At 72.8% G+C, this 11892-nt stretch carries 6 protein-coding genes; 3 read left to right on the forward strand and 3 right to left on the reverse strand.

The features are described from left to right. Positions 1–69: 69 nt before the first annotated feature. A complete protein-coding gene (locus OG306_RS14045; RefSeq protein WP_371666238.1) occupies positions 70–3675 on the reverse strand; it encodes a bifunctional glycosyltransferase/CDP-glycerol:glycerophosphate glycerophosphotransferase in 3606 nt (1201 codons plus the stop codon). Between the two features lie 151 nt (positions 3676–3826). Then, positions 3827–5830, reverse strand: a complete 2004-nt coding sequence (locus tag OG306_RS14050; protein WP_266746516.1) for a bifunctional glycosyltransferase/CDP-glycerol:glycerophosphate glycerophosphotransferase — start codon at positions 5828–5830, stop codon at positions 3827–3829. Positions 5831–5931: 101 nt separating this feature from the next. Here OG306_RS14050 and OG306_RS14055 point away from each other — a divergent pair, with 101 nt between their 5' ends. Further along, the gene (locus OG306_RS14055) at positions 5932–9435 is read left to right on the forward strand and encodes a bifunctional glycosyltransferase/CDP-glycerol:glycerophosphate glycerophosphotransferase (protein WP_327349756.1); all 3504 of its coding nucleotides are present in this window, start codon (positions 5932–5934) and stop codon (positions 9433–9435) included. Positions 9436–9438: 3 nt separating this feature from the next. Here the strand turns inward: OG306_RS14055 and OG306_RS14060 are convergent, their stop codons facing one another. Then, positions 9439–10053, reverse strand: coding sequence for a TetR/AcrR family transcriptional regulator (locus tag OG306_RS14060; protein WP_266746518.1), 615 nt, complete (start codon positions 10051–10053; stop codon positions 9439–9441). Positions 10054–10180: 127 nt separating this feature from the next. On the opposite strand from OG306_RS14060, the gene OG306_RS14065 reads away from it, so the two are divergent. After that, complete coding sequence (locus tag OG306_RS14065) at positions 10181–11122, forward strand: ABC transporter permease (protein WP_266746519.1); 942 nt, start codon at positions 10181–10183, stop codon at positions 11120–11122. Then, positions 11115–11891 carry an ABC transporter ATP-binding protein gene (locus OG306_RS14070; RefSeq protein WP_327349755.1) on the forward strand — a complete coding sequence of 259 codons (777 nt, stop codon included), beginning with the start codon at positions 11115–11117 and terminating at the stop codon, positions 11889–11891. Before OG306_RS14065 ends, OG306_RS14070 begins: the two co-directional genes overlap by 8 nt. Position 11892: the final 1 nt, after the last annotated feature.

Genomic DNA, 11892 nt, shown 5'->3' on the forward strand with positions numbered 1-11892 from the left:
GCGGGGTTCACGGCTTCAGTGCCCTTCGAATGTGTACAGATTTCCGAATTCCCGTATCACTCGAATGGTTCAGACGGTGCCCGCCGCCCCTGGCCGTTCGGGGCCGGTCGGGGCCGGTCCGGGGTCCCGGAGCATCCGGTCGACCACGCCCGCCGCCGCGTGTCCGTCGTCGAGGTCGCAGAAGTCCCGGCGAAATGCCTCGTACGCCTGTGTGTGTCCCCTGGTGGCCCGTTCCGGGTCGCGCAGCGCCTCGATCAGCCCGGCGGAGCCCGGGATCAGCGGGCCGGGCGCGCGGGTCTCGAAGTCGAAGCAGAAGCCGCGCAGCGTGTCGCGGTAGTGCGCCAGGTCGTGGGTGTGGAAGAGCATGGGGCGGCCGGTCTGGGCGAAGTCGAACATCAGTGAGGAGTAGTCGGTGACCAGCGCGTCGCTGATCAGCATCAGCTCGCCGACGTCCCCGTAGCGCGAGACGTCACGGACGAAGCCGCTGCCGCTGTCCGGCAGCCGGTCGGTGACCAGGTAGTGGCGGCGCACCAACAGGACGGTGTCCGCACCGAGTTCGCGTTCGGCGACGGCCAGGTCGATGCGCAGGTCGAGGGCGTAGCGGCCGCCGCCCTGCGGCCGGTCCTCGCGCCAGGTCGGCGCGTACAGCACGACCCGCTTGGCGTCGGGGATACCGAGCCTCCCCCGGACCGCGGCGACCTTGGTCCGGTCGGGGGCGTGGAACAGGTCGTTGCGGGGATAGCCGCACTCAAGGACCTCGCCCCGGTAGCCGAACGAGCGCCGCAGGACGGGGGTGGAGAAGCGGTTCGGGGAGACGAGGACGCTCCACTGCCGGGCGCGCTGCTCGATGGTGGCGAGGTAGGCGGCGTTGGCGCAGGCGGTACCCGCGAGGTCGAGGCCGATGCGCTTGAGGGGGGTGCCGTGCCAGGTCTGGACGACGCACTGGCCCTCGCGTCGCTCGAACCACTCCGGCAGCTGGGTGTTGGTGACGAGGTGGCGGCTGGTGGCCAGCGCCTCGTACCAGGCGGTGGAGCCGTGTTCGACGGCCGTGGCACCCGCCGGGACCCGGGCCTGCTGGTCGCTCACCACCCACAGGTGCTCCGACTCGACACCCCTGCGGACCATTTCCTCGTGGATGGCCCGCGGTGAGTCGGAGTACTGGCGGCCGTCGAAGCTGCTGAACAGCACGGTGTCGCGCAGCGGCGCGGTGCGTCGTCGGCTCCGGTACGCCTCACGCAGCAGCCGCTTGCCGTGTGCGCCGCGTTCCGCGGGGGTGAGCACCGGGGCGCAGTTGATCAGCAGTTGGTCGTGGAAGCGCCGTTCGACGAGGTACTTCCGGCCGGTGAGGGTGCGGGCGGCGGGCAGGGTGCGGTGGGCGGCGGCCGGGATGCGCAGCGGGGCGTCGTACGCGTCGTCCAGGGCGCCTTTCTCGCGGAGGAAGAGGTACCAGTGGCCCTGGCCCAGCGGCAGTTGCCCGCCCGGTCCCTCGACGGCGTCCGGCCGGAGTACGGCCCTGAACCGGCGGGTTCCGGCCGCGCCGGAGAAGGCCAGCGGGAAGGCCGCCTCCTCCCCGTGTCCGCTGTGCCTGGTCACCAGTTCGACGGGGCGGTCCGGGTCGTGGGGGAAGGTGCCCTCCAGGAGGAGTTGGCCGTCCTCCGTCCAGGTCGCCAGGTCGACGGCGGGCTGCACGGTGCGGTCGCTGATCAGCAGATTGCCGCGCGAGCTCGCGGTGAGACCGAGTTCGCGCCGCCGGCCGCCGGCCCCGGCCAGCGGGTAGCGGCCCGGCAGTACGGGCCCCGGCACGTCGATCGGCGTTCTGCGCCCGTCCGGGCCGACGAGATGCAGGCTGTACGGGAGCTGCGCGGGCGCCGTCCCCTCCCCCGCGTCCGCGCGGGCGTCGGCGAAGGCGTCGAGCGGGACGGCGGCGGTGAAGCGCCGCCATCCCGCCGCCGACGGTACGGCCCCGTCCTGGACGGTCACCGGACAGTCGAAGGAGGTGCCGGAGGCCCGGTGGGTGAGCGCGAGACGCAGCGGGCCCTTGACCAGGCGATCGCGGATCATGCCGTCGACGACCACGGTGCCGGCGCCGTCGCCCGTGCCGCCCGCGCGGTGCGTCTCGAAGCGGGCGTCGATCCGCTCGGCGTGCAGCACGAGCCGGCCGTCGTCGAAGGCGGGCACGATCCGGTGGTCGCCGTCGGGGCGGTGCACGGGCGGCGGTGCGGCCGCCTCGTCGGTCGAGAGGCCGGAGCGGCGCAGCATGCCGTGTCCGGCGATGCCGATCTCCAGGCGCCAGGTGAGCCGTTCGGGACTGCCGTCGGCGTCGATGCGGAGCCTGGCCGGGTCGATGACGGTCTCGAAGCCGGAGCGGTCGTAGTCGTGCAGGCTCTGCCGGGACCGGGCGGTGGCCTCGGGCTCGGCGACCGTACGCAGCCGGAGCGGCACCACGTGCCGGCGCCCCGCCCGCAGCCACCCGGCCCGGAACTCGCTGCCCCGCGAGGTCGCGGGCAGGTTCCGGATGTAGGCGTACCCCTTGAGGTGCAGTCGGCCGCCCTGCCAGTGGGCGTCCCGCAGCCGGGCGGTGAGCGGGAGGTCCCGTTCGGTGACCCGCAGCACCGGACTCGGCACGGGCCGGGCGAGCGCCGGGAAGGCGGCGCTACGGCGCCGCAGGCCCCGTACCGCGAAGGCTCCCGGCTCGGCCTTGTCGTGGGCGAGCAGCGCCAGCAGTTCGTCGGCCCGCCGTTCGCGCACCAGGTGCCACATCAGCCGCAGTCGCAGCGGGAGCGCGTCCAGGACCGCGGGGTCGACCTGGTCGGTGAACTCGTTGGCGTACGTGAGGAAGGCACGCCGGTACTCCTCGTCGCCGTCGGGCAGCGCCTCCATGAAGTACCGCAGGTCATGGGCGAGTACGTGGGCCTCGTAGCGCCGTTTGTCGGTGGCGCCGCGGTGCTCGTCGAGGAAGGTGGCGACGCCCAGCACGTGCGAGGCCCGGTCCTGGATGCCGCGGACGACGGCGCGACGCGCGGTGATCGAGCCCGGGCGGTCGCGCCAGTGGTAGACGGCGTCCTTCAGCACGTCGACGGAGCGGGCCAGGAAGTGGGCGGGCAGGACGACCGGGATGTCCTCGTAGAGGGCACCGACCGGGAAGGCGAAGGCGTGCTCGTCCCAGAAGGACCGGCGGAAGACCTTGTTGCAGGCGATCCGGTCGGCGGCGAGGTCCCAGTCACGGGAGATGTGGGTGCGCAGCCGGGTCGTCGCCATCGGCTTGCGGAAGTTGGGCGACTGCTGGAGCCTGCCGGTGGACCGCAGCCGCAGCACGTTGCCGGACGCGAGGTCCGAGCCCGTCTCGTCCAGGGCGCCGAGCAGGAGTTCGTACGCGCGGGGCGGGAGCACGTCGTCGCTGTCGACGAAGGCGAGGTGGCGGGCGCCCGGGTCGCAGTGGCGTACCCCGGTGTTGCGGGCGTGCCCGAGTCCGCCGTTCTCCTGGCTCACCAGCCGGAACCGGCCGTCCTGCGCGGCGAACCCGGCGGCCAGGGCCGCGCTGTTGTCGGTGGACCCGTCGTCGACCATGACCACCTCCAGGTCGGTCATGGTCTGCTCCGCGAGGGACTTCAGGCAGTCCGTCAGATAGAGCTCGACGTTGTGGACGGGTACGACGACACTGAGCCGTGGCGGCATGTTGAGCACGTCCGTTCATCCGGGGCCTGGTTGTCCGTACGGCTCAACCCCGTGACGGGCCGGGGGTCACCGGTTTCGGTCTCTCCCGAACGGGTGACATCGGCCGCGCCGGGCTTACGACCTCACCCGCGACGGAGAGCGGGTGAGGTCGTTACTCGCCGCCGCCGAGGAACAGCCGCCGCACCACGCGCTCGGCCGCGTGTCCGTCGTCGTACGGGCAAAAGCGCGCCCGGAACGCCGCCCGCAGCTGCGCCGTCCGCGCCGAGCGCCACTCGCCCGTCCTGAACAGTTCCAGCAGTTCGTCGTCGGTGGTGGCGACCGCACCCGGGGTCTCGCCGGGGCGTCCGGAGAGCAGGTCGAAGTAGGTGCCGCGCGAGGCCCGGTAGGCGGCCCAGTCCGGGGCGTGACTGATGATCGGGCGGTCCAGGCAGGCGTAGTCGAACATCAGCGACGAGTAGTCGGTGATCAACGCGTCGGAGACCAGGCAGAGTTCCTCGACGGACGGATGGCCCGTCACGTCCACTACCCGGGCGCTGTCCGGCGCCGCCGAGCGGCCGTAGAAGTAGTGCGCGCGGACCAGCACCACGTACCGCGGCCCGAGTTCGCGGGTCAGCCGGTCCAGGTCGAGGTGGGGGACGAAGCCCTTGCGGTAGTCGCGGTGGGTCGGTGCGTACAGCAGCACCGTCCGGTCCGGGTCGAGGTGGAGGCGCTGCCGGATCGCCGCGGTCTGCTCGGGGGTGGCGGTGAAGAAGACGTCGTTGCGCGGGTAGCCGAGGCCCAGATGCTCGTATCCGGACGGGTAGACCCGGTCCCAGATCTCCGTGGTGTGCGGATTGGCGGAGAGCGAGAAGTCCCACTGGTCGGCGTGGGCGACGATCTTCTCGAAGCTGATGCCGTTGGTGAGGGCGGGGTAGGAGCGCTGGTCCAGGCCCATGGTCTTCAGCGGGGTGCCGTGGTGGGTCTGGAGGTAGCGCTGTCCGGGGCGCTTGGTGAAGCCGCCGGGAAAGCTGGAGTTGTTGATCAGGTACGTGGCGGTGGCCATGATCCGCCAGTACGCGAGGGAGCCCTCGATGACGTACGGGACGTCGGGCGGCATGCGGTCGCGGTGCCGGGACGAGACCACCCAGACGCCCTGGATGTGCGGGGCCAGTTCGAGGGCCTTGGCGTGGATCGCGGCCGGGTTGCAGGCGACGCCGCGGTTCCAGTAGGCGCCGTACACGGCGAGGTTCGGGTCCAGGGGGCGCAGCAGGTCGGCGCGGTAGGCGGCGCGCGTGAGGCGGGCCCGGAGCGTCTTCCTGCCTCGGCGCAGGGCTTCCCCGGTGCGGGTGCGGCCGGTGCGGACGGCCTCCTGGGCGCGGTGGACGGCATAGCTGCCGGGGAGGTCCGCGGCGCGGTGGAAGGCGGCGCGGTCCTCGGGGGCGATCCGGCCGGGGTCGGCGAGGAGGGTCCGCAGATGGCGGGTGCGGGCGGCCCGGATCCGCGGGTCGTGGCCGGTCGCGGCGAGCAGCCGTTCGTACGCGTCGAGGATCGCGAAGTGGTGGCGGCCGGGCGTGGTGGCGAAGGTGCCGGTGCGGCGGGCGCGGTGGCGGACGCAGACCCGGTCGAGGGTGTCGAGCGTGCCGGTGTCGGAGGCCAGGAGGGTGGCGCTCAGGACGGGGAGGACGTCCTCGTAGGGGCCGTCGGTGAAGCGGAGGCCGTGCGCGCTCCAGAAGGCGCGGCGCAAGAGGCGCGGGGTGGCGGTGGAGAAGCCGTCGGGGCCGGTTTGCGGGGGCGTGACGGTGCCCCACCAGTCGATCCGGTCGTGTCCGAGGAGGAGCACGTCCGGTTCGCTCCCGGCCAGCCGGGCGGTGATCGCGTCCAGGGCGCCCGGTCGCAGCAGGTCGTCGCCGTCGAGGAAGAGCAGATACCGGCCCCGCGCCTCGGCGGCCCCGGCGTTGCGGGCCGGACCCGCGCCGCGGTGCTCGGGAAGGGTGAGCACCCCGGCCCTCGGGTCGCGCGCCGCGAACTCGGCGGCGATCTCGGCGCTGCCGTCCCGCGAGCCGTCGTCGACGACGAGCAGCTCCAGCTCACCGGAGCCCCGGCCGAGCACGGACTCCAGCGTCGCCCTGAGATATCCCTGAGCACGGTGGACGGGCACGACGACACTGAGGAGCATGGCAGCCGAGCGTAATCGCGCAGTCACCGCGCACCGAATCGCGTGTTCACCCGTTCGGGGCAGTGCCGGTGACCCGGCGCGTCCGCCCCGGTTGACCTGGCATGAAGCCGCGCCTCAGTGTCGTCGTCCCGGTCCACAACGTCGAGGACTATCTGGAGGACTGCCTGCGCTCGGTGGCCGAACAGTCGGTCGCCGACATCGAGGTGATCCTCGTCGACGACGGTTCGACGGACGGCAGTACGGCCATCGCCCGGGAGTTCGCCGCCCGCGACCGCCGCTTCCGCTATGTCCGCCGGCCCAACGGGGGGCTGAGCGCGGCCCGTAACACCGGCGTGCGGCACACCACCCAGGGCGTGCCGTATCTGGCGTTCGTCGACAGCGACGACATCGTCGTCCACGACGCCTACGCGCGGATGCTGGCCTCCCTGGAGTCGACCGGCTCCGACCTCGCGACCGGCAACGTGTGGCGGCTCACCGAGCGGGGGCGGCAGCAGGCCTGGCAGTACCGCTGGCTGACCACCACCCGGGCGCGCACCCACATCGGCCGCGATCCGCGGCTGCTCGCCGACCGGGTCGCCTGGAACAAGGTGTTCCGGCGCTCCTTCTGGGACCGGCACGCCTTCGCCTTCCCGGAGGGGAAGCTCTACGAGGACACTCCGGTGATGATCCCGGCCCACTTCCTCGCCGGCTCGGTCGACGTGCTGCACGAGCACGTCTACTACTGGCGGGTGCGCGAGGGGTCGATCACCCGGCGGCGTACGGATGTGCGCGGCGTACGGGACCGGATCGCGGCGTGCGAGCAGGTCAGCGCGTTCCTGGCGGGCCGGGGCGGGGTCGGACACGGCGGTGCGCGGCGCCGCTACGACCTCTCGTGCCTGCGCGACGACTTCGTGTACTTCCTGGAGGGGCTCGCCATGGGCGGGCCCGCGTACCGGGAGGCGTTCATGGCGGACGCGGGGGCGTTCCTGGACCGGATGGAGCGGATGGACGGGGCGGCCAGGTCGAGCCGGGCCGTGGCGCACGAGCTGCCGGTGGAGCTGCGGATCAAGTGGCTGCTGGTGAAGGAGCGCAGGCTCGCGGAGCTGCTCGCCGTGCTCGCCTTCGAACGGGCCAACGGCGCCGGAACGTTCCTGGTGGGCGGTGTGCCGGGGCGGCGGCAGGCCGGATTCCCCGGCATTCCGGACGCCCCCCGGCTCGCCCGTGCCGATCTCCCGGCCGTGGCACGGCTGTTGGAGGCGCAGTGGGGCGACGACGGAAGGCTGCGGCTGCGCGGCTACGCGTACATCCGCAATCTGCCGGCCGGGTCGCCGCGCCACTCGCTGAAGGTGGGCATGGTGCGCGCGACCCGTGGCCAGCAGCTGCGGACGGTGCCCGTACGAAACGTTCCCGCACCCGAGGCGACCATCAACTCCGGTCAGCAACTGCACAGTTACGACCAGTCGGGCTTCGAGCTGACGCTCGACCCGCGTCGACTGCGGCCCGGCGGCTGGCTGGTGGGCATGATGGTGGCCGCTCATGGCACGGTCCGCCGGGTGGCCGTGCGCGCGGTGGACGCGGGGGCGGTCCAGCCGCACGTCCGGGACCTGGGCGACGGACGGCGGGCCGTGCTCGACTACGCGGGCGGGCGGCTCCGGCTGACCCTGACGCAGCTGCCGGCCCGGTGCGAGGACCGTCGCATCGGCGAGGAGCTGCTGTTGACCGGCCGGCTGTACGGGGGTGCCCGGCCGAAGGCCCTGGTGCTGACCTGCGACGGGGTCGCGGACCAGGAGTTCGGCCACCCCGTCGAGTGCCGGGCGGACGGGCGCTTCACGGTACGGATTCCGCTCGCCGACCTCGCCGGGATGGCGGCCGCGCCCGCGTCCTCGCACCGGGCGCCGCGCGAGGTCGAACCGGAGCCGGGCGGGCGGTGGCGGGCGCGGCTGGTGCTGGCGGACGGGTCGCGGGTGCCGCTGGCGGCGGCCCCGGAGGTGGCGCCGCCGGTGGTGGCCGACGCGGCGGGCGAGCTGGTGCTGGACCTGAGCGGGCAGCCGTTCGCGGACGGGGCCGCGTGGACGTCGGACGGGGCGCTGCGGGTGGAGGGCGTGACCGGCGCCGGGGCGGGCGTACGGCAGGGCGAGGGGCCCGCCCACCTCGTGCTGCGGCACGAGACGCTGCGCGAGACGGTGTCCGTCCCCGTCACCCACCACGAGGAACGGCGCGCCGGGGTGTACGAGGGGCGACGTTTCACCGCGTTCCTCGCGCCCTCGGTGGCCGCGGGGCTGCCCGAGGGCCGCTGGGAGGCGCACCTGGGTGGCCGGCCGGTCCGGGTGCTGACCGCGCTCGCCGCCCGGCTGCCGCTCCGCCGCACAGGGACGGACGCCAACACCCCCGCCGCCGACCGGGAGTTCGCCCTCGACCGCCGGTTCGGCGACCGGCTGACCGTACGGACGGGGCCGGTCCTCGCGGTCTCCGAACAGGGCGCGTACCGCCGGGCCGAACTGCGCCGCACGCACTACCCGGCCCGGCGCGCGCTGCCGCTGCGGGACACCGTCCTCTACACGGGCGGCGACTCACCCCGCGCCGTCCACGCCGAACTGGTGCGCCGGAGAGTGGAGTCGGAGCAGCTCTGGGTCACCGACGGGCTCCACGGCCACATCCCGCCCACCGCCGTCCCGGTCATCGAGCACAGTGCCGCCTGGTACGAGGCGCTGGCGCGGTCCCGCCGGATCGTCACCGCCGACCAGCTGCCCGAGTGGTTCGAGCGGCGGCCCGGCCAGATCGTCGTACAGACCTGGCACGGCACCCCGCTCGGCCGCTTCGGCACGGATCTGGACGGCACCCTGTACGCGGACCACCACGAACTCGCCTCGCTGCCGCGCCGGGCGGCCCAGTGGTCCGTCCTGGTCTCCCCCAGCCGCCACTCCACCCCGCTGCTGCGCCGTGCGCTCGGCTACGGGGGCGAGGTCCTGGAGGCGGGTTCCCCGGCCAACGACCTGCTCTTCTCGGCCGACCGGGCCAAGACCGCCGAGCGAGTCCGGCGCCGGCTCGGCATCCCGGACGGCCGCCGGGTCGTGCTGTACGCGCCGACCTACCGTGACCAGCTGGCCCACCCGCCCGGCGCCGACGGCGAGCGGCTCCGCTACCGCTGGGATCCGGCGCTCGACCTGGCCGCCCTGGCCCGGTCCCTCGGCGACGGCCACACCCTCCTGGTGCGGCGCCATCCGCGGGTGACCGGGAGCGTGCCCGAGGGGCACGGCGTACGCGACGTGTCGGCGCACCCGGACACCGCTCAGCTGCTGCTGATCGCGGATGTGCTGGTGACGGACTACGCGGGGCTGATGTTCGACTACGCGCACACGGGCCGCCCGATCCTCTTCCACACCTACGACCTGGCGCACTACCGCGACACGGTGCGCGGTTTCTGCCTGGACTTCGAGGCCCGGGCGCCCGGGCCACTGCTCGTCGGCACGGACGAGATCGCCGGGGCCCTGCGCGATGGCGGCGCCCTGACCGCGTCGGCGGTCCGGCACGCGCAGGCGTACGAGAGTTTCCGCCAGGACTTCTGCGACCTGGACGACGGCGGGGCGGCGGCGCGGGTCGCGGACCGGCTGCTGGCCGAACGGTAGCGCCTACCCGGCCCGGTTCCTGAGCGCGGCGACGGCCGACCCGGCCAGGTCGTCGAGGTAGCCCTTGGGCAGCGGGGTGCGGACGACGGCGAGCCGCCAGTAGAGCGGACCGACGATCAGGTCCAGCGCACGGTCCGGGTCGCTGTCCTCGGGCAGCTCGCCGCGCGCCACGGCGTCCCGTACGACGACGGCGGCGATGCCCTGCTGCGGGTCGAGCAGGGCGGCCTTGATCGTGTCGGAGATCTCCGGACTGCGGGCCGCCTCGACCAGCAGGTCCGGGATGACCTGCGAGGCGACGGGGTGGCGCAGGGCGTAGGCGGCCAGTTCCAGTACGGCGCGGACATCCCCGTACAGCGAACCCGTGGCCGGAGCCGGCATGCCCTGGACGGCGACGGCCGAGACCAGGTCGAGGACCAGGGCCAGCTTGGACTTCCAGCGGCGGTAGACGGCCGTCTTGCCGACGCCCGCCCGCCGGGCGATGCCCTCGATGGACATCCGGGCGAAGCCCACCGCGGCCAGTTCCTCGAAGACGGCGCTGCGAATCGCATCGGTGACGTCCTCGCGCAGCACAGCGGCTCCGGCGGGGACACGGCGGCGGGTTCCCGGGTCGGTGGTCATGGCCGAATCATAGTCCGTCACGACGAAACGGTTGCGTTGCGACGTAGTGCGCCCTACCCTCAGCGTTGCGACGATACGGTCCCGTCCCGTCGATCGTCGTGTTCCTGCCCTCCCGTCGAAAGCGATCGTGGTGAGCCAGACAACAACCCCACCGGCCCCGGCCGACACCCCCGCCGGTACCCCCTCCCCGGTGTACGCGCCGGGCGAGCTGGCCGCGCTCGCCGCCCGCCACGGACTGACGATGAGCGGGGCCCGGCCCTCGCTGGTCGCGTACGTCCGGCAGCTGTGGGGGCGGCGGCACTTCATCACGGCGTTCGCCACCGCCAAGCTGACCGCGCAGTACAGCCAGGCGAAGCTCGGCCAGATCTGGCAGATCATGACCCCGCTGCTGAACGCGACGGTCTACTACTTCATCTTCGGCGTCCTGATGGACACGAAGCGCAACGTCGAGGACTTCGTGCCCTTCCTCGTCACCGGCGTGTTCATCTGGACCTTCACCGCCAGCTCGATCACCGCGGGCACCCGTGCGATCAGCGGCAACCTGGGCCTCGTCCGGGCCCTGCACTTCCCGCGCGCCTCGCTGCCGATCGCGCTGGCCCTGCAGCAGCTCCAGCAGCTGCTGTTCTCACTGGGCGCGCTGGTGCTGATCCTGATCGGGTTCGGACAGTTCCCCAAACCGTCCTGGGTGCTGGCAGTTCCGGCGCTGATCCTGCAGGCCGTCTTCAACACCGGTGTCTCCATGGTGGTGGCGCGGCTGGCCGCCCGGACGCCGGACATCGCCCAGCTGATGCCGTTCATCCTGCGCACCTGGATGTACGCCTCGGGCGTCATGTGGAGCGTGGACGCGCTCCTCAAGGGCGACCGGGTTCCGCACTTCGTGAAGGTGATGCTGGAGTGCAATCCGGCGGCCGTCTTCATCGACCTGATGCGGTTCGCGCTCATCGACAGCTTCACCCGGGCCCAGCTGCCCCCGCATGTGTGGGCGATCGCCACGGGCTGGGCGCTCGTGTGCGGGGTGGGCGGCTTCGTGTACTTCTGGCAGGCGGAGGAGCGGTACGGACGTGGCTGACAACAACAAGCGGGTGCCGACCGTCGTCGTGGACGACGTGCACATCACGTACAAGGTCAACGGCGCCCGTACCGGAAAGGGCAGCGCCACCTCTGCGCTCAGCCGCATCGTCTCGCGCCGGCAGACCACCGGGGTGCGCGAGGTGCACGCCGTGAAGGGGGTGAGTTTCGCCGCGTACAAGGGCGAGGCCATCGGCCTGATCGGTTCCAACGGTTCGGGGAAGTCGACGCTGCTGAAGGCGATCGCCGGTCTGCTGCCCGCGACGAAGGGCCGGGTGCACACCCAGGGCCAGCCCTCCCTGCTCGGAGTGAACGCGGCGCTGATGAGCGATCTGACCGGCGAGCGCAACGTCGTGCTCGGCGGCCTCGCGATGGGGATGACGCGGGCCCAGATCCGCGAGCGCTACCAGGGGATCGTCGACTTCTCCGGCATCAACGACAAGGGCGACTTCATCACCCTGCCGATGCGGACGTACTCCTCCGGCATGGGCGCCCGGCTGCGCTTCTCGATCGCGGCCGCCAAGAGCCATGACGTCCTCCTGATCGACGAGGCCCTGTCCACCGGCGACGCCAGGTTCCAGCGGCGCAGCAAGGAACGGATCATCGAGCTGCGCAAAGAGGCCGGCACGGTCTTCCTGGTCAGCCACAGCAACAAGTCGATCACCGAAACCTGCGACCGGGCGATCTGGCTGGAGGCGGGAACCCTGCGGATGGACGGTCCGGCCGACGAGGTCGTGGCCGCGTACGAGGAGTTCACCGGCAAGAAGTAGC

The organism is Streptomyces sp. NBC_01241 (assembly GCF_041435435.1).
Lineage (GTDB): Bacteria > Actinomycetota > Actinomycetes > Streptomycetales > Streptomycetaceae > Streptomyces.

Bases quoted from the DNA above. Each gene is read 5' to 3' on its own strand.
- OG306_RS14045 (WP_371666238.1), bottom strand. From the start codon at position 3,675: ATGCCGCCACGGCTCAGTGTCGTCGTACCCGTCCACAACGTCGAGCTC.
- OG306_RS14050 (WP_266746516.1), bottom strand. From the start codon at position 5,830: ATGCTCCTCAGTGTCGTCGTGCCCGTCCACCGTGCTCAGGGATATCTC.
- OG306_RS14055 (WP_327349756.1), top strand. From the start codon at position 5,932: ATGAAGCCGCGCCTCAGTGTCGTCGTCCCGGTCCACAACGTCGAGGAC.
- OG306_RS14060 (WP_266746518.1), bottom strand. From the start codon at position 10,053: ATGACCACCGACCCGGGAACCCGCCGCCGTGTCCCCGCCGGAGCCGCT.